The 23,931-nt window shown below is 33.5% G+C and carries 23 protein-coding genes; 12 read left to right on the top strand and 11 right to left on the bottom strand.

Annotated features, from left to right (window positions below; translation table 11 throughout):
* Positions 1 to 19: 19 nt before the first annotated feature.
* The 3 genes from VB776_RS00485 to VB776_RS00475 form a co-directional block, all read right to left on the bottom strand.
* Positions 20 to 1,045, bottom strand: coding sequence for a sialidase family protein (locus VB776_RS00485; protein ID WP_323324945.1), 1,026 nt, complete (start codon positions 1,043 to 1,045; stop codon positions 20 to 22).
* Between the two features lie 265 nt (positions 1,046 to 1,310).
* Positions 1,311 to 2,807: an alpha-L-fucosidase gene (locus tag VB776_RS00480; protein ID WP_323324943.1), complete on the bottom strand. Its 1,497-nt coding sequence runs from the start codon at positions 2,805 to 2,807 to the stop codon at positions 1,311 to 1,313.
* 7 nt (positions 2,808 to 2,814) lie between these two features.
* Positions 2,815 to 4,242, bottom strand: a complete 1,428-nt coding sequence (locus VB776_RS00475) for an alpha-L-fucosidase (protein WP_323324941.1) — start codon at positions 4,240 to 4,242, stop codon at positions 2,815 to 2,817.
* 293 nt (positions 4,243 to 4,535) lie between these two features.
* Between VB776_RS00475 and VB776_RS00470 the strand changes: the two genes are divergently transcribed.
* Positions 4,536 to 5,657 (top strand): LysM peptidoglycan-binding domain-containing protein, encoded by a 1,122-nt coding sequence (locus VB776_RS00470; RefSeq protein WP_323324939.1) that lies wholly within the window; start codon positions 4,536 to 4,538, stop codon positions 5,655 to 5,657.
* Between the two features lie 65 nt (positions 5,658 to 5,722).
* Positions 5,723 to 6,595, top strand: coding sequence for an Rpn family recombination-promoting nuclease/putative transposase (locus tag VB776_RS00465; protein ID WP_323324937.1), 873 nt, complete (start codon positions 5,723 to 5,725; stop codon positions 6,593 to 6,595).
* Between the two features lie 14 nt (positions 6,596 to 6,609).
* Here the strand turns inward: VB776_RS00465 and VB776_RS00460 are convergent, their stop codons facing one another.
* The 4 genes from VB776_RS00460 to VB776_RS00445 are packed head-to-tail and all read right to left on the bottom strand — an operon-like array spanning position 6,610 to position 9,412.
* Complete coding sequence (locus VB776_RS00460) at positions 6,610 to 7,881, bottom strand: Y-family DNA polymerase (protein WP_323324935.1); 1,272 nt, start codon at positions 7,879 to 7,881, stop codon at positions 6,610 to 6,612.
* Positions 7,882 to 7,884: 3 nt separating this feature from the next.
* Positions 7,885 to 8,334 carry a LexA family protein gene (locus tag VB776_RS00455; RefSeq protein ID WP_323324933.1) on the bottom strand — a complete coding sequence of 150 codons (450 nt, stop codon included), beginning with the start codon at positions 8,332 to 8,334 and terminating at the stop codon, positions 7,885 to 7,887.
* Positions 8,335 to 8,346: 12 nt separating this feature from the next.
* Positions 8,347 to 8,835, bottom strand: a complete 489-nt coding sequence (locus VB776_RS00450) for a GNAT family N-acetyltransferase (protein WP_323324931.1) — start codon at positions 8,833 to 8,835, stop codon at positions 8,347 to 8,349.
* A gap of 1 nt (position 8,836) precedes the next feature.
* A complete protein-coding gene (locus tag VB776_RS00445; RefSeq protein ID WP_323324929.1) occupies positions 8,837 to 9,412 on the bottom strand; it encodes a 1-acyl-sn-glycerol-3-phosphate acyltransferase in 576 nt (191 codons plus the stop codon).
* 178 nt (positions 9,413 to 9,590) lie between these two features.
* Between VB776_RS00445 and surE the strand changes: the two genes are divergently transcribed.
* The 4 genes from surE (at position 9,591) to VB776_RS00425 (ending at position 15,144) form a co-directional block, all read left to right on the top strand.
* Positions 9,591 to 10,358 (top strand): 5'/3'-nucleotidase SurE, encoded by a 768-nt coding sequence (gene surE, locus VB776_RS00440; protein ID WP_323324927.1) that lies wholly within the window; start codon positions 9,591 to 9,593, stop codon positions 10,356 to 10,358.
* A 43-nt stretch (positions 10,359 to 10,401) separates the two neighbouring features.
* The gene (locus VB776_RS00435; protein ID WP_323324925.1) at positions 10,402 to 11,940 is read left to right on the top strand and encodes a GH3 family domain-containing protein; all 1,539 of its coding nucleotides are present in this window, start codon (positions 10,402 to 10,404) and stop codon (positions 11,938 to 11,940) included.
* A gap of 220 nt (positions 11,941 to 12,160) precedes the next feature.
* Entirely contained in the window at positions 12,161 to 12,469 is a 309-nt protein-coding gene (locus VB776_RS00430) for a hypothetical protein (protein WP_323324923.1), read from the top strand.
* 122 nt (positions 12,470 to 12,591) lie between these two features.
* Entirely contained in the window at positions 12,592 to 15,144 is a 2,553-nt protein-coding gene (locus tag VB776_RS00425) for a CHAT domain-containing protein (protein ID WP_323324921.1), read from the top strand.
* Here the strand turns inward: VB776_RS00425 and VB776_RS00420 are convergent.
* Both VB776_RS00420 and VB776_RS00415 read right to left on the bottom strand, forming a co-directional pair.
* Positions 15,124 to 15,852 carry a tetratricopeptide repeat protein gene (locus VB776_RS00420; RefSeq protein WP_323324919.1) on the bottom strand — a complete coding sequence of 243 codons (729 nt, stop codon included), beginning with the start codon at positions 15,850 to 15,852 and terminating at the stop codon, positions 15,124 to 15,126. The genes VB776_RS00425 and VB776_RS00420 overlap by 21 nt on opposite strands.
* Positions 15,849 to 16,370 carry an RNA polymerase sigma factor gene (locus tag VB776_RS00415; protein WP_323324917.1) on the bottom strand — a complete coding sequence of 174 codons (522 nt, stop codon included), beginning with the start codon at positions 16,368 to 16,370 and terminating at the stop codon, positions 15,849 to 15,851. The genes VB776_RS00420 and VB776_RS00415 overlap by 4 nt, the downstream gene beginning before the upstream one ends.
* A 114-nt stretch (positions 16,371 to 16,484) precedes the next feature.
* On the opposite strand from VB776_RS00415, the gene VB776_RS00410 reads away from it, so the two are divergent.
* From VB776_RS00410 to VB776_RS00395, 4 genes are all read left to right on the top strand, one after another.
* Positions 16,485 to 17,843 (top strand): OmpA family protein, encoded by a 1,359-nt coding sequence (locus tag VB776_RS00410; RefSeq protein ID WP_323324915.1) that lies wholly within the window; start codon positions 16,485 to 16,487, stop codon positions 17,841 to 17,843.
* Between the two features lie 83 nt (positions 17,844 to 17,926).
* A complete protein-coding gene (locus tag VB776_RS00405) occupies positions 17,927 to 18,577 on the top strand; it encodes a hypothetical protein (RefSeq protein WP_323324913.1) in 651 nt (216 codons plus the stop codon).
* The gene (locus VB776_RS00400; protein ID WP_323324911.1) at positions 18,577 to 19,284 is read left to right on the top strand and encodes a hypothetical protein; all 708 of its coding nucleotides are present in this window, start codon (positions 18,577 to 18,579) and stop codon (positions 19,282 to 19,284) included. Before VB776_RS00405 ends, VB776_RS00400 begins: the two co-directional genes overlap by 1 nt.
* Entirely contained in the window at positions 19,285 to 20,622 is a 1,338-nt protein-coding gene (locus VB776_RS00395) for a hypothetical protein (RefSeq protein WP_323324909.1), read from the top strand.
* A 173-nt stretch (positions 20,623 to 20,795) separates the two neighbouring features.
* On the opposite strand, the gene VB776_RS00390 is transcribed toward VB776_RS00395, so the two are convergent.
* Together VB776_RS00390 and VB776_RS00385 are read right to left on the bottom strand one after the other, a co-directional pair.
* The gene (locus VB776_RS00390) at positions 20,796 to 21,407 is read right to left on the bottom strand and encodes a LysE family translocator (RefSeq protein ID WP_323324907.1); all 612 of its coding nucleotides are present in this window, start codon (positions 21,405 to 21,407) and stop codon (positions 20,796 to 20,798) included.
* 4 nt (positions 21,408 to 21,411) lie between these two features.
* Positions 21,412 to 21,960, bottom strand: a complete 549-nt coding sequence (locus tag VB776_RS00385; protein ID WP_323324905.1) for an NUDIX hydrolase — start codon at positions 21,958 to 21,960, stop codon at positions 21,412 to 21,414.
* A gap of 73 nt (positions 21,961 to 22,033) precedes the next feature.
* Here VB776_RS00385 and VB776_RS00380 point away from each other — a divergent pair, with 73 nt between their 5' ends.
* Together VB776_RS00380 and VB776_RS00375 are read left to right on the top strand one after the other, a co-directional pair.
* A complete protein-coding gene (locus tag VB776_RS00380) occupies positions 22,034 to 23,020 on the top strand; it encodes a cation diffusion facilitator family transporter (RefSeq protein WP_323324903.1) in 987 nt (328 codons plus the stop codon).
* A 55-nt stretch (positions 23,021 to 23,075) separates the two neighbouring features.
* A complete protein-coding gene (locus VB776_RS00375) occupies positions 23,076 to 23,828 on the top strand; it encodes an alpha/beta fold hydrolase (RefSeq protein WP_323324901.1) in 753 nt (250 codons plus the stop codon).
* Positions 23,829 to 23,931 lie beyond the last annotated feature (103 nt).

The following is a 23,931-nucleotide window of genomic DNA, read 5'->3' as shown; positions in this document are numbered from 1 at the left end:
CTTTTTTGTTGAAAGACTGTTAATCAATTTTTAAAACAATATGTTTAATATTTTTTCGATTAGCCGTATAAGTAATATGTACTAATCCGTCTGTACTTTGAATAATGGCTGGATAGCTAAATTCGCCTTCTTTTTCATCCTCTAAAGTATAAACATCTTGCCAATCGTTGCCATTTTTTGAAACGGCAACGTTCAATTTATATCGACCATTAAACCAATCTGCTCCTTTTTTGAGTGGATTATAGACCAATATCTGTAAACCATTTTTTAGAGTAGTGGCATCTGTTCCAGAATTTGGATTTGGCAAATTTGTAAGCGTTAATGGCGACCAAGTATTTCCATTGTCGCTCGACCAAGTTTGCACGACAGCATTTTGTCTTGAGCGACAAAGTAACTGTAATTTATTTTCTGAATATTGTAAAATACTTGGTTGAATTACGCCAAAAGTATCGCAAGCAATATTGATTTTTTTAAAGGTCTTAGCATTTTTATCTGATTTCTCAAGATGAATATTCCATACTTTTTCATCCAAACTTTCGGTACTTGAAGGATAAAGTATCTCTCCGTTAGCTAACTGAAAAGGTTTGTTTTTGATTGGTCCTAATATTCCATTTGGAAGTTTTTCTGCTTTACTCCAATGTTTACCGTTGTCGTCTGAGGTCATTTTCATTCCCCACCATTCTCTTGGATTTTTACCTACTTTATAGAAAAGTAAAAGTTTACCTGCTTTGGTTTTGAATAAAACTGGATTCCAACAAGGGTATCTTAGCGTATCGTTGATTACTCCATCAGCAATTTGTTGGGCTTCACTCCATTTGCCCTTTTCGTTGAAAGCAATCCAAATTCCAACGTCTGGGCTACTTTCATATTTACCACCAAACCACGAAGCCATGAAGGTATTTTTAGATAATTCAACAATCGTGGAAGCATGACAAGCAGGAGTAGGAGGGACATTGAAAATATTTTCAGCCTTCACCAATGTTGCTTTCGGTTGCGAAAACACACTGAACGAAAAACATAGGAAAAGTAAGGTTAGGGATTTCATTTAATTGTGAATGAGTGAGTTAGTGAATGAGTGATTTTTCAAATTGTAATTGACTAATTATTCATAAAAATATAAATGTAGTGGCAACCCTTGCGGTTGCCATGTGTAAGATAATGATTGGCAACCGCAAGGGTTGCCGCTACATCTAACTAATTTAATCTTTGAACTAAAATCAAGCGTAAAAAAACGACTGATTGTTTAAAAACCAGTCGTGTAACATTTTTAAAATCTCAAAGCTGAAATCTGATGACTGACAGCCGAAAGCCTAATAAACCGCCACATTTGAAATCACAGGGCAAGCCTTTGCATCTTTGATATTGATTCTAACTTTACTGGTTTCAACGCCATCTAATTTTAAGATTCTTTTATAACCAATCGTAGTTGCAGAGGCAACTTCTTGCCAAGCGTTATTTTTCCAAACTTCTACAGTAAAGCTTTTTACTCTTTGTCCGAGTTTGATGTATTCTTGTAAGAGTACATATTTTACGGCTTTGTTTCCTCCTAAATTAATTTCTAAACTACCAGATTTCTTTTCGTCATCGGTTGTCCAGTAGGTTTCTTTGTTGCCATCAACCGCATTTTTTGCTGAAAACTGAGTGGCATTTCCACGAACCTCGCTTGCTTTAACATTGGCTTTTAAGGCTAAATTCGTTTTAAATTCTTTGTCCAATAAAGCTTTAAAACCTTTCAAGGCTTTTACATCATTTTCATGGAAAAGTCCACGGCGGTCTGGTGGAATGTTCAATAATAAATTTGAACCTCTACCTACTGAACTCAAATAAATTTCAAATAATCGTTCCGCAGATTTTACTTTATCGTCTTCTTTGGCATGATAAAACCAACCCGGACGAATTGAAACATCTATTTCACTCGGAATCCAAGCCGTACCATTTTCTGAGCCAGTATTCAATAATTGTTCGATTCCAGCTTTTCCTGCATACAAAGTATCAGGCGTAATATTATTCCAATTGGTTTCGCCTGCAATACCTTTTTCGTTTCCACACCAACGTACTTCTGGTCCAGCATCGCTAAAAAAGATAACATCAGGTTGCATTTTTCTTACCAGCGGAATTGTATTTTGCCAATCGTAATAGGTTTTCCCGTCGATTTTGCGTGCTTCTCTTGCTCCGCCGTAATAGCCAGTTCCGCCGTTCGCACCATCAAACCATAATTCAAAGACAGGCTTATAATTGCTAAACAATTCTTTCAACTGGTTTCTGTAATAAGTAATATATTCAGGTTTGCCATAATCAGCATGGTTTCTATCCCATGGAGATAAGTAAACGCCAAATTTTACCCCAAACTTCTTACAAGCCTCTGCCGTTTCTTTTACTACATCGCCTTTCCCACCTTTGTAAGGACTGTTTTTGATAGAATGCTCTGTAAACTTACTTGGCCAAAGCGTGAAACCATCGTGATGTTTACAAGTAAGAATTGCTCCTTTGAAACCAGTTTCCTTTAAGGTACTTATCCATTGGTTCGCATCCAAAGACGTTGGATTAAATATCGCTGGACTTTCATCGCCATTTCCCCATTCCAAATCTGTAAAAGTATTCGTTGTAAAATGGATAAAAGCATTGGTTTCCATTTCCTGATAAGCCAATTGGTCTTTGGTAGGAATTGGATACACTGGTTTTGGAGCTGAAACTGATTTTTTACTTATCTTCTTTATAATTGGCTCATTTACTTTGGGCAAAGTTGAAGCATGGTTTTGTTGAAAAAATAGTAAAAAAGGGATGGATAAAATCAAAGCATTTTTCATTGGATTATTAGTATTTAAAAGCCAAACTTGGATAATTTTTATACTTTTTCAAGAAAGAAGCAGGTAAAGTAACCGTTACTTTATCGCCTTCAGCTTTCCATTTTACCGCTACTTTTTCGCTTACTAAAATTACTTTTGCTCCTTTTGCTGGTACATTGCCCGTCCAAGTAATAGTTTGGTTAATGGCTTGGTCTTCTGGCAATCTTACAAAAGCATAGATTGAATTATCTTTTCCTTTGGTGAAAAATGTTTCGCCATCACGGTAAAAATCCGTAGTTCTGGTATTATAAATGGCTTCTCCATTGGCATTTAACCAAGTTCCAATTTCTTTTAAACGAGCCACTTGAATATCATTTAAAGTACCGTCTGCTCCGGGACCAACACCCAATAATAAACTTCCGCCTTTGGCTACTACTTCAATCAAAGTATGAATTACTTTGGTAGAAGATTTGAAATTATCATTCGGGACGTAGCCCCAAGCCCCGCCTAAAGTAATACAACTTTCCCAAGGAGTGTCGGATTTGGTCGCAGGAATACTTTGTTCTGGCGTTCTGTAATTTTCAAATTCTCCGTGAACAGTTCTATCAACCACTAATAAACCCGGTTGATTTTTACGAGCCATGGCAGCGATTTTTGGCATATCAATTTCTTGACTAAAAGCTGGAATTGCTGCTCCCCAAGCTCTTACTTCATCCGTTACGGTTTCTAAAGGACGCACCCAACCGCCATCAAGCCAAAGAATATCCATACTTCCATAGCGAGTCATTAATTCTTGGATTTGGTTATAAGAAAATTCCTTGAACTTATTCCAACGCCAAGGATTTTTACGAATATCATAATTGGCATTACGGTCTGGTGTAGCATAACGATTCCACCAGAAGTATTCTGAATGCCAATCTGGTTTCGAGAAGTACGCCCCAATCATAAAATTCTGTTTTCTGAAAGCCTCAAAAACATATTTGGCAACGTCTGCTTTAGGATTTTGTGCAAAAGGTCCGTTTGAAATCTTAAAGTCAGAGTATTGGGTATCAAACATGGAAAACCCATCGTGGTGTTTTGTCGTAAAAACCACATACTTCATTCCTGCATCTTTGGCAGCACCCGCCCATTGGTCTGGATTGAAATTAGTTGGGTTAAACTTTTTGTTCAAACCCCAATACCATTTCTTATAATCATCATAGGTTTGAGTACTGTCACGGTTAATCCAGTCTTCCGAACATAATTCCCAAGATTCAATAATGCCCGGAACGGCATACAAACCCCAGTGAATAATCATTCCGAATTTTTGGTCTCGCCAAGTTTCTAATTTTGCTTTCACCAATGGATCTGTTGGATATTGGTACTCCGTTGAAGCTTGGTGAATATTTCCTTGTGCTGATGATTGGAAATGAATCAAAAAAGAAAGACTAAGTAAAATACTTATTTTTTTTAACATAACGATAGATTTTATAAAGGATAATATGACAAAAAAAGCCGTACTTATATTTTGTCGTTAATCAATAGACTCCTTAACTAAAGAGTATTTGATAATATTATACCTGTTTTGATTTACTAAATTACGAAAATATTTAATTTATTTTTATAATCGGAAATATATTACATTTTATGTAAAAAAATAATATTGATTTTGATGAAGATTTACCACTTAATAATTATTCTAAACTTAGACTCATTCGAAATTTTATTTTAGCTAATTTTAACTACAATCTTAAAACTAACTATGACAAAATGACACACACAGTCCAGCCCAAGGAAACGCTTTACAGTATCTCAAAAAAATACGGAATTTCTGTAGATCAACTTACAGAATTGAATGGTTTAGCTTCAACAAACCTGTCTATTGGACAGGTTTTGGTAGTTGATTCGTCAGATTCTTTTTCAGATGACAATTCCTCAAACAATGAATCATTTAATAATTCAGTCGATTATGGAAGCTCAGTTTTTCAACGCCGACAAGTATTTCAAATACAGCAACAAAACAAAGGTTCTTACAGTACTTATGTAATCAGTTTCCCAAGTCCAGATGGGTTTATGCAAACTGGAACCATGCGAGATGTTTATCCTTCGCCCAATCAAGTAAATCCTAGAGGAGTAAGTTATGCAGGAAAATCTAGCTTTGATGAAAATAAAAATATGTTTTTAGATATTTGCCAAGAACCATTTTATGCAGATATTCTGAAATATATTTCAAAAAATGAAGGCTGTTTTGATGCTGTAAATAGTTATGATAAAGCTATTTTTTCATTTGGTTTTATTCAGTTTACAGGAGCTGTTGCGAGCGGTTCGATGCTTACAAGAGTATTGGCACGCTTGAAAGAAAGAGACGAAGATGTTTTTAATGAATGTTTCACGCAATATGGAATGGATATTCAAGGTTTTGGAACGCCAATTTTTCAAGTGGAAACTAATGGCGGTACGAAAGAAGGCGATGCAGCATATTTAGAAGTAGCCAACGATTTAAGATTGACAGGTGCATTTATTGCCAGTGCTTTCAGACCAACTATGATTTGCGTGCAAGTAGAAATTGCTTTAGAAGAGTACGTTTTCAAAGCAGTAGCATCTTCGGTAATGATTTCAATTTTTGGGAATGCTTATTCATTAAACCAAATAATGAGTACAGAAGGCGGAATTGCTTTCAGAGTAGATTTAGCAGTAAATCGTGGTTTAAGTGGTTCTTTAGCAGTATTAAAAAAGGCAATAGAACAAGTATTGTCAGAATCTGGGAGTTCAGATATTTCAAATTTAGACGAAAGAAATATCGTTGAAAAAGTGGCAATGAACGACGTAGAAGCATGGAAAAAACAAAGAGTATTGAAAATTTTGGATAGTGGATTTAGTTTTGTGAAGTAGATTAATTAGGGTAACAGACTCTCTTTTTACTTAATTAAAATAGAACCTTTTTTAATTTTAAGCTTATGGAAATATATAATGCTAATAGCCGATTTATTTCAATTTTATCTGATTACGGCTTTAAGGTAACTTTTGGGAATGAAGAAGATACCACTTTTCTTAAAAAAGCGTTACAAGCCCTAATTGATTCACCTATACCAATTAAAACAATTGAGTTTATTAAAAATGAGATGAATGCTATAACAATTGATAGTCGTAGTGGTATTTATGACATCGCCTGTATTGATGAATACAATAACCATTTTGTTGTAGAAATGCAATTAAGTGATTATCCAGAATTTATTCAACGAATGAAATTTTATGCCTTACATCGCTTTAATACGATGGTCAAGAAAGGGGCATATAAATTTGAAGATTTGTCTAAGATTTATTGTATCGGGATTTTGGCTGTTAATATTTTTCCTTCAATAAAACAATTTCATAATATTGCTGTATTGAGAAATGATAAAAATGAAATTATTGATGACCAAATGACGTTTATTACAATAGAATTAGCTAAGTTTACTAAGCCAATAGCTGATATTCAAACAGATTTGGAGAAACTAATTTATACAATGAAAACTTTGCACACAGTTACAGAGACATCACAGTTTCCTGCATTTTGGGATGAGGAATGGCTTAAAAAAGCTATACATGAAGTCGATTTAAGAGCTATGACAGCGGAGCAAAAATTAGCTTTTGAAATGGCAATTTCAGCAAATGCTTTAGCCGTTAAAAATGAAAATAAAAAAATTGAAGAGATAAGATTAGTTGATAAAATAGAAACCGTTACCAATGGTTTAAATATGGGACTTACCTTTGAGCAATGTTCAATACTTGCCAACGTCTCACTGGATTTCGTGAAAAATATTCAGGAAAAGCTCAATAAAGAAAAGTGATTAAGCAAGAGAAATTAAAAATCTAAAACCTTTACTTTAATTGCATCGGCAATTTTGGTGGTGTACTTTGGGGATAATTTCTCTTGCTTCATTTTCCAAGTACGTTTTAAATCTTGTGTAGCTAATTTTACTTTGATTGTACCCATTTTTCTATTAATGTTATCAACAGTTTCCATTAGTTTTTTGTGTTTGGGATTACTGTTTTCAAAAAGATTCATCTGTTGTGAGCCTTCTGGACTAAAATCTGTTAGAATTACACCTGCTTTTTTGTATTCAAAACCTTTTTTGAAAATCTTATCTAATGCTTCTGTCGCAAATTTGGCTAATTCAATGTTGGAATTTGTTGGAAAAGGTAGAGCCAGAAAGTGACTTCTGTTGTATTGTGCTAATTCTTTTCTATGGCTATTGGTACGAAGAAAAACTACAATCGCATTGCAATAAGCTTTTTGTTTCCTTAATTTTTCAGCACAGCTTACTGTAAAAGTGACTATCCTTTCTTTGATAAGTTCGTAGTCTTTATAATTGGTTTCAAAACTTCTAGTGGTTGCAATGTTCCTTTTGTCAGCTACTTCGTCGAGGTCTAAACAATTTATACCTTGTAATTCTTTGTACAAACGAAGTCCAACAACTCCCATTTCTTTTTTTACCCATTCTTCTTTACAATTTACAAAATCAAAAGCGGTTTGTATTTCTACAGCTTTCAAACGTTTGGCAAGTTTATAGCCAATTCCCCAAACAGCTTCTATCGCCAGCCATTTTAAAGCTTTGATACGTTTTTCATCTGTATCAATTACATATACGTTACCTGTTTTTTCTGGGAATTTTTTAGCGATATTATTCGCCACTTTTGAAAGTGCTTTAGTAGGGGCAATGCCAACGCTGATAGGAATTCCTGTACCTTTGGTTACTCTGTAACGAATTTGTTTTCCATATTCCTGTAAATCGAAGTATTTTTCAAAACCTTCAAATTTCAAAAAAGCTTCGTCGATACTGTAAATTTCAATGTCTGGTGTGAATTCTGATAATAGATTCATCACTCTGTTACTCATATCACCATAAAGAGCGTAATTTGACGATACAACATGAATCTTATTTTTCTCGAAAAAATCTTGGAATTTATAAGCTGGCGCACCCATTGGTACTCCTGCTTTTTTGGCTTCGTTACTTCTGGAAATCACACAACCATCATTGTTTGATAGCACAGCAATAGGTTGGTTTCTCAGTTTGGGCTGAAAAACTCTTTCGCAGGATGCGTAAAAATTATTACAATCAACTAAAGCAAACATATTTTAATGCTTTTGAATGGAAAAAGTAACAATTCCCCAAATTTCAAAATCGTGATATTCTGTAATTTTTGTAGGTTTATAGTTTTCGTTGGCAGGCATGAGCCAAATGCCGTCTTTGTCAACTTTCAAGCGTTTCAAAACAAATTCACCATTCAAAATACAAACCGCAATTTTACCATCTGATGGTTCAAGTGATTTATCTACGATTAGCAAATCTTTATCAGCAATGCCAGCGTCTGTCATAGAAACGCCATCTGTAATAGCAATAAAAGTAGTAGAAGGATGTTTGATTAAGTATTTATTGAGGTCGATAGTAGAATCTAAAAAATCTGCTGCGGGCGAAGGAAAACCAGCACTAATGCCTCCTTCAATGAGCGGCAAGGCTAAAGAGGTTTCATTAGAAATTGAATAAATTCTTAGTTTTCCTTTGGTATTAATGGCTTTTAAATTCATTTACTTGACTTATCAAACGGTTTTACGCATTACATAATCGTTCATCCAGAAATCATTTCCAATATTAACATCTACTTCTTTGAATACTTCAAAACCCAATTTTTCATAGAAATTTCTTGCTTTGTTGTTTCTGTTAACGTTCAATTCGATGAATTCACAATTTTCAGTTTCCGCTATTTTTACAATTTCAGCAATCATGATTTTTCCAAAGCCTTTTCCTTGTGTTTCAGGCAAGAAGTAAATCTTGTGTAGTTTTATCATTTCCCCAATTTTTTCAATGCCTGAAAATCCTACAGGTTTTTCGTTGTCTGTAAAAATATAAAAATGATTACTTTCAAATTGTTTCGTTAATGATGCCGTACTGTACATCATTTCTAACATAAACAAAGTTTGTTCTTCTGTTAAAATACTTCCGTAAGTAGGTCTCCAAGTTTCATTCGCAATTTGTTGAATGATGGGCAAATCTTGTAATTGAGCTTTTTGGATGTTATAATTACTCATTTTAATCAATTTTTTGGTCTTTTAATGAAAATAGCGCAGGATATTTTGGTGTAATATTCAAGTAATATTTTTGAATTGCAACCAAATCTTTTGCATAATTTCCTGTTGGATAAAACACATCTAAAAAGCCAGCTTCTTTTTTCTTAAAATCTAAAAAGCCTAATATAATTGGTACTTGTGCTTTTACAGAAATATGATAGAATCCTGATTTCCATTCGCTTGTGTATGAGCGTGTTCCTTCAGCAGGAACTATCAAATGTACGTTTTTGTTTGTATTGCTTAATAATTTAGCCATTTCATCCACCAAATTATTTTTTTGTTTTCTATTGACAGGAATGCCACCTAAAGCACGCATAAGTATTCCTAAAGGAAATTTAAAGAGCGAATCTTTTGCCAAATACCGAATGGGAAGTTCTACAGAATAGATAGCTGCCATGCAAAAAAGATAATCCCAATTGGAAGTATGAGGTGCTGCGATGATGACCGCACGAGGATAAGATTTTACGCCTTTAGGAGTATTATCAATAACTTTCCAGCCTGAAAATTGTAGAATGAGTTGCCCTATGAATTTTAACATGAATGATTATTGTAATTTCGTCACCACAACAAAACTACCTATATTTGATTTGAGATTCAAAAGTAAAGATATTTTAGTATTATTATTGGATATTTAATGATAATAATTAGAATGTTAGAATGTCAAAATTTAAATTTGATCCAGCAAGCATAGAATTTTAAAATACTGTTTACAAACAATGCAAAAACCACTCATATTGATTGCTAATGATGATTCAATAGCGGCGAAAGGGATAAAAACATTAGCAGAAATTATGTCGAAAATCGGGGAGGTTGTCGTAGTAGCACCCGATAGCCACCAATCTGGTATGGGACACGCTATTACTTTAGACAGACCCCTCAGAGTAAACCAAGTAAAAGATTTTTTACCAAACGTAGAAGCTTATCAATGTAGCGGTACTCCGGCTGATTGTATCAAATTCGGAAAACACTTTTTGTTGAAAGGTAGAAAAATAGATTTAGTAGTTTCTGGCATTAATCATGGTTCAAACTCTTCTATTTCAGTGATTTATAGTGGAACAATGTCGGCGGCGATTGAAGCGGCGATTGAAGGAATTCCAGCAATTGGGTTTTCATTATGTGATTTTGGTGCTGATGCAGATTTCTCACATACGGAAGAATATATCGTTCAGATTGCGAACAAAGTACTTCAAAATGGTTTACCTAAAGGTATAGCTTTGAATGTGAATTTTCCGAAGAAATCGGATGAAGCGATTAAAGGAATTAAGATTTGTCGCCAAACGGATGCTTTGTACCGTGAGACCTTTCAAGAAAGACAAGATCCTTATGGCAAAAAATATTATTGGATGGACGGATTCCTTCAAAATGATGATACCGCAGGAGGAAATGACGAAGATGCTTTGGCAGAAAACTATGTTTCAATTGTTCCTGCAAAATTTGATTTGACAGATTATCAAGCACTTGATACCATCAAAGAATGGTTTTAATGTACCAAAATGAATATTTTTCTTACGTATTAATTCCTTCAAAATGGCTATAGTCGGAAATATTTTAAAAAGAGGTATTGGGTTAACGAGTTTGATGAAACGCCCAAAATCTAATTTAGCGAAACTTCAACGTAAAACCCTTGTGAAGTTATTGAACAAAGGACGTTTTACTCAGTTTGGAGAAAAGTATCATTTTGAAGAAATTATGAATGCTGCTTTGTTTTCAGACGATAAAGAATTCTATACAAAATATAAAAAACATGTCCCTGTTTACGATTACAATAAAATGTATGCCGAATGGTGGCATAAAACTTTGGCAGGAGAAAAGAATGTTTCTTGGGTTGGGAATGTAAAGTATTTTGCCTTGAGTTCGGGTACTTCCGAAGCTTCGTCAAAACATATTCCTGTTACAAAGGATATGGTAAAAGCCATTCATAGAACTTCCATTCGTCAGATTTTAGCCTTATCAGCCTATAAAAATTTGCCTTCTCAATTGTATGAAAAAGGCTATTTGATGTTAGGAGGAAGTACAAAACTACAAGACAAAGGTGATTATTTTGAAGGTGATTTAAGCGGAATAACCGCAGGGAAAATCCCTTTTTGGTTTGAACGCTTCTATAAACCAGGTAAAACCATTGCAGAAACGGCTGATTGGAGTGAAAAGCTTGATAAAATCACGAAGAAAGCCAAAGATTGGGATATTGGTTTTATTGTAGGAGTACCCGCATGGATTCAGATTTTGATGGAAAAAATCATCAAAGAGTATAATTTGAAAAACATCCATGAAATCTGGCCAAATTTAGAAATTTACTGTCATGGTGGTGTAAGTTTTGAACCTTATAAGAAAGGATTTGAAAAATTGTTAGGTCGCCCAATCACTTATATCGAAACTTATTTGGCTTCCGAAGGTTTCTTGGCATATCAAACGCATCCCAATAGCGATATGCAATTGGTATTAAACAATGGTATTTTCTTTGAATTTATTCCATTTAATGACCGAAATTTTGATGAAGATGGAAGTATGGTTCAATATCCAGAAACGTTGATGATTGATGAAGTAGAAGAAGGCAAAGAATACGCTTTGTTGATTTCTACGGTTTCGGGAGCTTGGCGTTATTTAATTGGCGATACCATTAAATTTACCAATAAGAAAAATGCAGAAATTATCATTACTGGTAGAACAAAGCATTTTTTAAGTCTTTGTGGAGAACACCTTTCGGTAGATAATATGAATAAAGCCATTGAATTGGCTTGTAAAAATTTCAACATCGACGTCAGAGAATTTACTGTGGTAGGTAAAAGACTAGAAGAAACTTTCGGTCATCATTGGTACGTTGGTACAGATGATAAAGTTGATGCTCAGGACTTATTGAAGTTCATCGATGAAACCCTTTGCAAAATCAATGATGATTATCCTGTAGAAAGAAAACATGCTTTAAAAGGACTAGAAATTACGGTTTTACCAGTAAAAACATTTTATGATTTTATGGAATCAAAAGGTAAAACTGGCGGACAACATAAATTCCCAAGAGTGTTGAAGAAGAAAGATTTAATTGCTGAGTGGGAAAATTATATTAGTTAGAATTTATGGCTGTCTTCATTTTGAGACAGCCTTTTTTTTAATTAGGCTTTGTATTTTTTATAATATTAAACATTTTGAAAACACTTTTGCTTTTACCATCTGGAATTGGAATTCGGTAATTTGTTCAAAATACTTTAAATTTAAACTAATCTTATGAATGATTACGAACATTAAGGCTTTGAATCTAAATCCCTCCTTTGAATCCAATTTCCTTAAATCGATGAAAATAATTTTTTTATTATACTTCATTATAATACCAAAAGTGATTTTTGCACAAAATTCGTTTGAATCTAAAAGTGCAGATAGTCTATTTTTTGCAGGATACTTCAAGGAAGAACTTCAACTGAGACAAAAGTTAGCAGTTAGCTCTGATGTGACGAATAAACTTGAGCATATTTTTATGCTTGAAAATACTCAATGTAATCTTTTCCTTCAAGCAAATGATTTAGAAAAAGCAAAGGTTTCCTTCAGTAAATTAGCAGCACAATACCAAAAAAGTACCCAAAAACAAGCTTTGGTTTTTGGTTAAAAATCACAGAATCTAAGATATTTAGATATGAAGGGAAACATAATGAAGCTCTCAAAATATTAAATAATTTATTACTTAGTAAAAAAAATACTAATGTTTACGAAGGAATAATTTATGTACAATTGGGAGAAAATTACTCTGATAATGCCCAATTCACACTTTCAATTAAATGTTACAAACAGGCAATTCAAATTTTTGAAAAAAATAATTTAAATAATCATTATATCAATGCTTTGGCTTACACCAATTTGGCTTATAATTATTGGCAAGCCAATATGATGAGCCAATGCAACGCCTACCGTTATAAACCACTCGAGATTTGGGGAAAATACTACCAAGATGATATAAGTATTTTATCTACTGCCTACAATAATGCTATTTATGAACTGATAGACTACGGCGATTTGGTGCAAGCAGGAATACTTCAAAAAAAGTTTGAAGCACTCATGAATTCACATTTTTTGAAAATGAAACAGGGTAAATTTATTCCAAAAGGGGCAGATGATGATGCCCAAGCCCGTGCAATGTTTCATTTAAACAGTATTCGATATTATGGTGAAGTTTTTACGCCTGTCAAAATAGAATATCATATTCAGCAAATAGAACAACTGTATAAAAAGTCCCCAAAAAGTTGGTATCAGAGCGAAATAGGAATGTTATTATCAAGTTATGATGCCGCTTATTATTATTATCGCATCAAAGAATATTATGATAAAGCTTTGAAGTACAATGGATTACAAGAAATGCTGGCAAGTGATGAATTCTATAAAATGAAATCTCAAGCGGGCTATGCTATGCTTTATTACGAAAAAAGAGATTATTTACAAGCTTTAAAGTACACCGAAAAAAGCCTAAAAGCAATGGCTTATCAAGGCAAAGGAAGCAGTATTTTTACCCTAAATGTCTTGAAAGCAGAGTTGTTAGCCAATCTCAATCGTCCTGCCGAAAGTATTAAAACCCTAAAATACGCATATAAATTGATGACTGATAAAAACAAAGATTTATCATCTTTCTCTATTGCTGATTTTGGAGATATTTCAGGCTATTATCACATTAATATTTTTATCCATTCTGGATTAGCTTATCGGCAAATTTATGAGCGTAATGGCAAGAAAATAGCGGATTTAAAAACGATGAAAAGCTTTTATAAAATGGCTTCTGCCATGTTTGAACGCTATTATAATGAAGGAATTTTCAACCCAACGCTCGACCAGTATTTACGAAATATTAAGGAAGGTCTATTATATGCCGATGCAAGAATTGGTAATCATCATCGTGAAATTGAAGAAACTATCAACACTTTGGAAAGAATTAGTTCTCAGCATTTATGGAAACAATTTTTAGCTCGCAACGAAGAAAACTTGCATTTCCCGAAAGAAATTATTGCGAAGAAAAATGATATTCAACTACAAATCAATGACTTTGAACGTAAATCCGAAAAAACAGAGCAAGATAAACAAACGCTTCAAAATCTAAAATCAGAATTGATTCGCTTGAATGAAGAAGTTTTTAAGCAAAGTCCGCAATTAAAACGCTTTTCAAAGTCTGAATTTAGCCTAAAACCTATCCAAGAAAAAATCAAAGACGATAATATTATTGTAAAATATACCATCACTGATAGTTCGGTGTATGCACATATCATCAATCAGAAAAGTATTGAAGTCAGACTATTAGGCTCAAAAAAACAAATAGAAACCATTTGTAAAGCATATAATGAGAAACTCAGAAATATTGACTTTAACTATCAAATTGAATCAAAAAAAATCTACCAACTATTAGTTAATTCTCTAAAAATCAATTCAATAAAAAACTATACTTTTATAACAGATAGCTTTTTAAGTGCATTACCCTTTGAAACCTTAGTCACTGAAAAAAACGAAGTATTAGCAAAATCAAAAAATATATCCTACGAACACGCCCTTAAATTTATGAGTATTGATGCCAATACAAATGATGATTTTAAGTTCAATTTAACAGGTTTTGCCCCAAAATATAACGATAAAATTGCTCTAAATCGAAGTGAGAATGGTCAACTTTTTTATACTGGTCGGGAGATTTCAGAAATAGCAAGTTCTTTCAATAAATCCAGTATTTATTTAGATGAAAAGGCAACCAAGGCAAATTTTATTAAAACTGTAGGAATGAGCAAAATACATCATTTAGCGATGCACTCAAACCTCAATAAATCCGATTACGAATATTCAAATTTGATATTTCAGAATGAGGAAAAAATGTACTTTCACGAACTTTATAACCTCAACTTCCCGTCTGAATTAGTTGTATTAAGTGCTTGTAATACAGGAGTTGGTAATCTTTTAAATGGTGAAGGACTGATGAGTATTTCACGTGCCTTGAATTATGCAGGAGTAAAAGCATCTATCCATAGTTTATGGCAAGTTCCAGATAAGGAAACAGCAGAGTTGATGACTTTATTTTACCAGAATCTGGCTAATAAAATGTCAAAAGTTGAAGCACTAGCACAAGCAAAACGAATCTTTATCAAAAATAATCCATCAAAAATACATCCATATTATTGGGCAGGCTTCGTTTTAAACGGTAATCCTAGTCCCATTTCAGAAGAGAATTGGTTGGTTTATACTGTGGTCGGAATTTTGGGAATACTCTCTGTTTTTCTATTTGTTTTTCGGTCAAAATTAAGGCAACAATTTCAATAGATTCGACGCATTTTCTTGCTGAATATTTTCAGATTTAGCCAAAATGTAGAGGTACTTTTTTGCATTTTCAATCTTATTCAATTTCAAATATGCCAATGCCAAGTACCATTTTTGCTGAGTTTTAAATTGATATTTATCATCTGTAAACGATGCATTTTCCAAAATATCAATTCCCTTTTGCGTTTCTCCTAAGGCAAAATAACTTTGACTTTCGTAAAAAAGTGCGTACTCAGCTTTAGTTTTATCAAAAATATTATGGAAGAGTACCTTTGATTTTTGATATTTTTCTTGTTCATAAGCCTTAAACGCCTCATTTTTATCGCCTTGATTACCTTCGCCACGTACAATTGGCTCAACTACATTAGGATAATTTTGGTAATAACTCAAGTACAAATCTTCATTATTGGGTTTATTTTCAGTTGATAACCAAAACAAAACGCCCAAAATAATCATCGCCGCAGCACTCAGCCAATACCAATTTCTAAATGAAATTACTCGTCTATGAGGTTTTTCATCAAAACCTTTGAGCATGACTTTCAACGCTTCTCTTTCAGTAAGATGAATACTCTTTTTGATGTTTCTTTCAAATTCAAATGCCTTGCTAAATCTTTCGTCATTAATTATTTTCTCCTCAAAAATTAGCTTTTCCTCCTTTGATAGCTGATTTTCAAAGTATTTTTCTATCAATATTTCATTTTCTAAACTCATTTATTCAAAAGTTTTTTTAGATGATTTAAACATCTTGATTTTTGACTTTTCAAGACATCTTTATTTTCATATTTTAGTGTTTTTTGAATCTCATCCAATTTCTTTTCTTCGTAGTAAAACAACGTTAAAATTTTATAACATTGTTCTCCCAATAGTTTTAAATTGGTAGATATTTTAGACAGTAGCTCTTCCTTTTCATCATCAAAATCTTCCCATACAAAATCTTTTGGCAGATTTTCAATTATTGTATCTGTCTTTTTAATTGAATTCATTCTTTTGAATATCAGGTATTTACCAACCGAAAAAAGGTATGTTTTAAGCTCTACTTGAAGGTTGTTTAAATGTCCTTTTCGAATATTTTCTATCAATGCAATGATGGTATCTTGATAAACATCCAACAGTTCGTCCTCTACCAAACCATATTTAGAACCGAAAGTCATAAACGCTTTTTTATGTGTTTTGTAAACTTGTTCAATCGCTTTTGGGTCTGCTATTTTCAATAAGTTTAAGTCTATCACCGCTGCTATTTTTTAGTGCTGATTCTCTTAAAAAGTAAACGTCAGAAAAAAATATTTCATAATGAGTTTACTTTTTTGGCTTTCAGACACAAATAAATAAAAACAATTTAAAACATGAAAACATTACTTCTTCTCTCTGGCTTTTTATTTATATCAATGAGTAGTCTTTCTGGACAAGTCATCGACCCCAAACAAACAGCAAAGCGTTCAGCTGAAAATCGTACAAATTCCAAGATTGACGAAGGAATCAATAAAGGATTCGATAAAATTGAGGAGGGAATCGGAAATATCTTCAAGAAGAAAGAAAAAAAGAAGACTGGAAAAAAGGAAGAAAGTACCGATAATCAGGAAAATAATCAAAACGGCAAAACAACGAGTTCAGAAAAAAAATCGGATAATACAACAGAGTCAAATTCTTCTTCAAAGTCAATTATGAAAATCTATTCAAAATTTGATTTTGTATCGGGAGAGAAAGTACTTGCTTTTGATGATTTTTCAACGACCAATGTTGGCGATTTTCCGCTGGGTTGGAATACCAATTCTACTGCCGAAATCGTAACGGTTGAAGGCAATCCGAATAAATGGCTGTTGATGTCGAAAGATGGTTTTTTTCAGCCTGAGTATGTAAAAGATATGCCAGAAAATTTCACTTTGGAATTTGATTTACAGACTCGCTATAATTCCAATAATCTACTAAACTATTCTTTATACTTATCATCAGTAGAAGGTAATGTTAAAAAAGATTTAGCTAATAAATACATTACTAATGGAGTATATTTTAATTGGAGACCTGGCATAAAATCGGGTGGATACATTGTGTATGAAAATAATGAAGAGATTGGAAAAAATGAGGAACTCAACATAGAGCAATTTGAGGCAACTGAAATAGCAGAGCCAGTATCTACTAAAATTTCTATTTGGCGACAAAAGTCTCGCTTGAGAATCTATGTAAACCAAACAAAAGTATTGGATATTCCGCAGGCTTTTGATGCAAAGTTGAAGTATAATGTTTTCAAATTTGGGGCTTCTTACGTCAACTATGTTACAGAAAGAGATCATGACGATGAATTTATGGTATCAAACGTTCGCTATGCAGTAGGTGCACCCGATACCCGTAATAAGCTCATTACCGAAGGAAAATTGGTTACTCGTGGAATTTTATTTGATATAAATTCAGATAAAATCAAACCCGAATCGTATGGAATTTTAAAAGAAATTGGGACGGTTTTGAAAGAGAATCCGGCTGTGAAAGTAAAAATTATCGGACATACTGATTCAGATGGAGAAGACACCCAAAACTTAGATTTATCGAAACGCCGTGCGGCTTCGGTTAAAAATGCGTTAAATATAGAATTTGGCATCGAATCTAACCGCTTAGAAACCGATGGCAAAGGGGAAACTCAACCCTCAGACCCTAACACTACTCCACAAGGGAAAGCCAACAATCGCCGAGTAGAGTTTATAAAACTTTAAACACATAATTAGATGAGAAGTTTATTTAAAATCTTTGTTGATTTCAATATCAACAAAGAGAACAATCCTATCAATGTTAGTAAATGAAAAATAATATTAAGTTGCTGTTAATCTGTATTTTATGTACAATTAAAGGAATTGCCCAATCATCAAAATCAATCCTAAATTTTCCTAATGCTTTTATTTATGAGGTGGGTAATGGCATTGAAAAAAGCGAAATATGGATTTATCATAATCCTCAAACGGGACAGTTTCTCTACGTTCCCAACGATGACATGGTAAAAGCAGTTTTGGGTACTCCTGAAGGAATTTATACAATTTTTACTGAAACTGAAAAGGGTGAAAAAACGGCGATTAAACAAAAGATTTATCAAGTATTGGAAAAATCAGATAAGCATAAACTCTTAAAATCAATTAACCAAACCAAAAAAATAGACGGTTCGCAAGGTCAAATCATAGCTAAGGGTTTCACGCTTAGTTATTTAAAATCTGCCGAAGTTGATACGCTATTTTTAAGTACTCAAATCTTTGGAAATGCTAATGTTTTGTACGGTTTCAGCTTGCTTGAAGGTGACATTAAATTGCCCCATACATTTAACTTATGTGGTCTAGTTCCTAAAAATCAATTTATTACACATTATTTTTCAAAGTATAGTTCTGTAAAACTACTCACTTACGAGAATAACCCGTACCAGTTTGAAGTCAAACATTACAAATTTAAGCAAGTAAAATAATGAAAAAATATCGCTTATTTTTCCTCACGCTGTTGCTGATATATAGTCTTGATTTTTACAGCATCATGGCACAAAATACCACTTCAAGCACTGCAAATTGTATTAGGTCATTTATGCCGAAATACAACCAACTTTTACCACTCGAAACCATTAATAAATATTATTCAGTACCCGCCACGGCTAAAATGAATTATCTACCTGGTTTAATGAGCAAAAAATTTAATGTGGATAGGTATTCTTACCGATGGAAAGCCGAGCGAAAAGAAAAAATAAAACTTTTATCAAGAGAAATTGAGCAAAATGTGTCAAATGAAATTGGACTGACATGGGTGGGAAACGATTTATTCATGATGCCTCGAAAAGCGACTCCGAAGGAAAATTTTGTATTCTTTTACAGAAATGTGAGCGAAGCAGAAAAAAATAGTAATCTCGACAAAGCAGCTACTCAGATTAAACAAGAAGGTCATGGGGCAAAAACAACCGATGAAGCCGTAGGGATTGGCAAAGAAATGTCCACAGGAAATATAGATTATAAAACCGTAGAAGGTATCGGAGAAGCCGCCGTTTGGAATATCAAAGAAAAGAGTCTGATTGTCTTAGTAGGTAATGTTTCATTTCAAGTAATAGCTCACATCAGTGCCAACCAAGATGAAAACATCACTTTGGCCAAAAAACTCGCCACGGAAGTAATCAATAAATGTAAATAAATGATGAAGAAATTACTCGTATTTATGCTTTATATTGGGATAATGCAGAGCAAAGCCCAAGCAATCGAATTTATCAATCCCAGAGAAGGATTTAAAGAAATTGACCTTAAAAATCCATCTTTCGCTGTCAAACCAGACCCGATTCCGAAAGCAAATGAGGTATTTAAAACTACCCATTTGATGATTTCGGTGTGTTCTCATGATGGTGATGGAAGTGTAATTCATCAGTATATCAATCAAACCAATGGAGTGGTTGGCATCCCCAAAGAATTACTGAAAAAGTGGCAAGTGATGAGTGAATTACCTTTCGATGCTAAAGAGCTAGACTACTGGGCAATACTACCGAATAAAAAGCAACTCTACTACGTCAATACGGAGGAGAATGGAAAAGTTGTCATAGAAATGACCGCTGGTGATGGTAATTACACCAACACAATGGCAAAATTTGATAATATGATGCAGGGAGAGATTTTTTGGAGAAGTGCGAAAAAAACAAAAAGCATTAAAATTAGTAAAGGAGATTTAACCACCTCCAAGAATTTTGAATCGGAGGGATTCATGGCTGATGTGTATGAATTTCCGAGCGAAGAAGGTAAAATAAGAGCTATTGTCAGAGACTTAGGAGAGGCAAAAGGACAGTACGCACCTCTAAAAAGTAATTATGCAGCCGTTGGTTTGGCTGGTTTAGGCTGGATTTACAACAAGCAAAATAATCATGTATATTTGGTTTATCACATCCAAAACGTTGCCACTAAAGCTGGTTGCCGTCTGGCTGGACTCATTCCAGAAAAAAAGACTTTTTCAGGCTCAGGTTATAAACCAATGGGAGATATTATGATGACACATATCAAAGAATCTCATCAAGAAAATCTGAGTGAAATCTCCCAAACCTTAAAGGATAATTTGGTAAATGAAACTGACCCTCAATTGATTGCCCTCTACAAGGAAAGTGCTAAAATAGACCGAGAGTTACAAACCAAGAGTATGGAAACTAGCGCCAATGGAGCAATGCTTAATGATGTTTCAGAGATAAGTCGTGGTATGATAGAAAACGCTTTAAACCCAGATATTAAGTACAAAACAATGGATATTAGTCTTAGAATTGAAGCAAGAAGATTAGAAATTGAATTATCTGAAAGTCAAGACCCAGAGCAGCGAAAAGCATTGAATAAAAAACTCAACTGTAACCGTAGGCAACAAACACTTTGGTTAAATTACAGAACCGATGGCAGAAAATTAAAAGAGAATATTAAAGGAATGGAAATTCAGCAACAAATGGAAAAATTAAGCACTTTAATGATGGATTACCAACAAAGAATGCTACAGGATTGCTTATGATGACATCATTTTGAAAGAGTATGTGGGGGAGGACTTGACACTCATGGGTTAGGGAAAACAAAAGTACCTCCTCCACCCAACATTAACGCTCAAATGTGCGAAATGGCTTATTAAATAAAGAAGCTAAAAATGGATGATGTGATTTTATGTTCTTAATGCTTCTAATACTTCACTTACAAAAACTGCTTCCAAAGTATCAGAATTCCAGAAATAATAAAAATTATACCTGCTACTTGATTGATTCTTTTTAAGATTTTAGCAGTTAAAACTCTTTTCATTTTCTGAGCATAGAATGCAATAAGCGATTCCGCTAACATTGTGGCAAATAAACTTGCTACAAAAAAAACGATAGTTTCATTGATTGAAAATCCTTCTACATTACTGAGATAAGTAGAAGTAGCAAAAACTGCAATATAATTAGAAGGATTTAGTAAATTTAGAAGTACTCCAGAAGTAAAGTAATATAGAAAAGAGCCAAATTTAGATTTAGGATATACCAATTGCGTTTGCTGTTTAAACAAGCTGTTGAAACCTAAAATAAATAAAATAGACGCACCAACTAAAGCTATAGTGACATTAAAATATTGAAGTTTTGGTAAAAAGCTTGTCCCAAATACTGCACAAAACATCAAAATAGCATCTGCAGCTGTTACTCCTCCAGCAATCAAAATACCTCTTTTAAAACCATTATCAATACTTGTCTGTATTAATCTGAAAAAAGCTGGACCAAAAGTAAAGCATAAAAGGAATCCATAAAGAAAACCAAAAATAACCGCATTCATCATAAAATTAGACTCCTTTCAAACGTGCCACTTTCAGAATTGTCGCAATACTTAATGAGTCTGTGATTTCAGAATCCATTACCATTCTAACTGCTTCTTCTAAACTTACTTTTTTTAACACTAAAATTTCTGTATCGTCTGGTTCAGATTCTCCAAAAGTTAAATCTTCTGCCAAAAACATAAAACCAACTTCGTCAGTTACAGAATTTGAAGTATGAAGTCTTCCTAAATCAGTCCATTTTTTAGCTTCTATTCCAGTTTCTTCTTTCAATTCACGACGAGCCGATGCTTGAATATCTTCCTCAAAAGAACCTCCACCCATCGGAATTTCCCAAGAGTATTCGTTTAATGTGTATCTGTATTGACCAACTAGCCAAGTATTGTTGTTGTCGTCGAGGGGTAAAATTGCGGCAGCTCTTGTTTTAAAATGTGCTACACCATAAATACCAGCTTCGCCGTTAGGTTTTATTACCTCTTCGTGGCGAATATTTACCCACGGATTATCATATACTTCACGAGACGAAACCGTCTTCCAAGGATTTTCAAAGTTTGTCATTTTGCAAAGGTATAATAGTATGTTCTAAAATTAAAATATGAATTTCGTACCTTTGTGCTTAAATATTCGAATAATGTCCCCTAAATATAGATTAATCCTTACATCATTTGTAGTAAGTACAATATTGATGATTGTAAAATTTATTGCCTATTACTTAACGTACTCTAGTGCTATTTTAACGGATGCTCTAGAATCTATCATTAACGTAGTAGCCAGTGGTTTTGCTTTTTACGCTGTCTTTTTAGCATCGCTACCGAAAGATTTGAATCACCCTTATGGTCATGGAAAAATTGAGTTTTTTTCAGCAGGACTAGAAGGAGTACTGATTACTTTGGCAAGTGTTTTTATCATTTTTCACTCGGTACAAGGTTTTGTGAATCCTTTGCCTTTGAATGACCTTAATATTGGTATTATCATCATTTCCGCAGGTGCAATTATCAATTTTTACTTAGGCTATGTGATAGAAAAAGAAGGTGAAAAACAAAATTCTCCCACACTTATTGCCGATGGAAAACACCTGAAATTAGATGCTTTGAGTGGAATTATTTTAATTATTGCCATTGGCTTAATTATTCTGACAGGTGCTTCATGGATTGATGGCGTTGCTTCGATTATTTTTGCCATTTTTATGGGAATTAGTGGTATTAAAATCATGAGGAAATCTATCGGTGGTTTGATGGACGAAACGAATGATAGCACACTCCACAGCATTGTTGAAATTTTAAAAAATAATCAAAAAGCGGAATGGATTGATGTTCACAACCTTAGAATACAACAATATGGTGCTGATTTGCATATTGATTGCCATTTGACACTTCCTAATTATTGGGTTTTGGATAGAGTACATGACACCGTGCATGAATTTGAAGAGATTTTAGGGAAAGAATTTGATTCAAACGTTGAGTTTTTCATTCATGCAGACCCTTGTTTGCCAGATTGTTGTCATCATTGTAAAATTCAAGATTGTGCCATCAGGCAGTTTCCACAAACCAAAACAATTGAGTGGAACAAAATAAATTTATCATTAAATCAGAAACATTTTCTTGAAGACATTTCATAACGTAAGTTTACTATTATTGGTATTTAGCTGTTTTTCATGTTTGAAGGGTTTCAAAATGAACGACAAAGCAGTCGATAAGTATTATATTGAACATCCACCGAAACCTCAATTTTCATACTTAAATTTTGCAGGTAAAAAGTATTTTTATGCTTCCGCTGGCGATAGCACCAAACCGATGCTTTTTTTGATTCATGGTGCTCCTGGTGCGTGGTTTGGTTATAAAGAGTTTTTATCGGATAGTTTGTTGCTGAAAAAATATCAAATTGTTGTTCCAGATCGTGCTGGTTATAACAAATCAGGCAAAACCGTTACTTCTATCGAAGAACAAGCTAAAATATTGTACGAAATTATTAAGTATAAAAATCCTAAAAAAGTAGTGTTGTTTGGGCGTTCTTATGGTGCAGGAATTGCGGCAAGAATGGCAGCCGATTATCCCAAACTAATCAAAGAATTAATCGTAGTTTCGCCCGCTTGTGACCCTTCCACTGAAAAATTTTGGTGGTTTTCTAAACCTGTCAATACCAAATTTGCAAGGTTATTTTTACCCAAATATATTAATACTGCAAGTAACGAAAAGTTTAGTCACGTAGCTGAATTAAGGAAATTACTACCGTCTTGGGAGAAAATTACTTGTCCCGTAACCATTTTACAAGGCGGAAAAGATTGGGTTATTGAAACAACCAACGGACAATTTGTATCTGATGCTTTAAAAAATGCTCCGAGACGTTTAATTTATTTACCAGAAAATGGACATTTATTAACGATAGAAAGGTTTGATATTGTAAAATCTATTTTGTTGGAAAAGTAATGAATTGCCAATTTTACCTATTTGATAAAATCCTAACTAAACATTAAAATTCCCTTAAAATGCACTCTTTACAGTTTTTAGAGTAGTTCTTTCTGCTTAATAT

The organism is Arcicella gelida (assembly GCF_034931025.1).
Taxonomy (GTDB): Bacteria; Bacteroidota; Bacteroidia; order Cytophagales; family Spirosomataceae; genus Arcicella; species Arcicella gelida.
The sequence above is the reverse complement of the archived record's forward strand: the minus strand, read 5'-3'. Positions and strand labels throughout refer to the sequence as shown.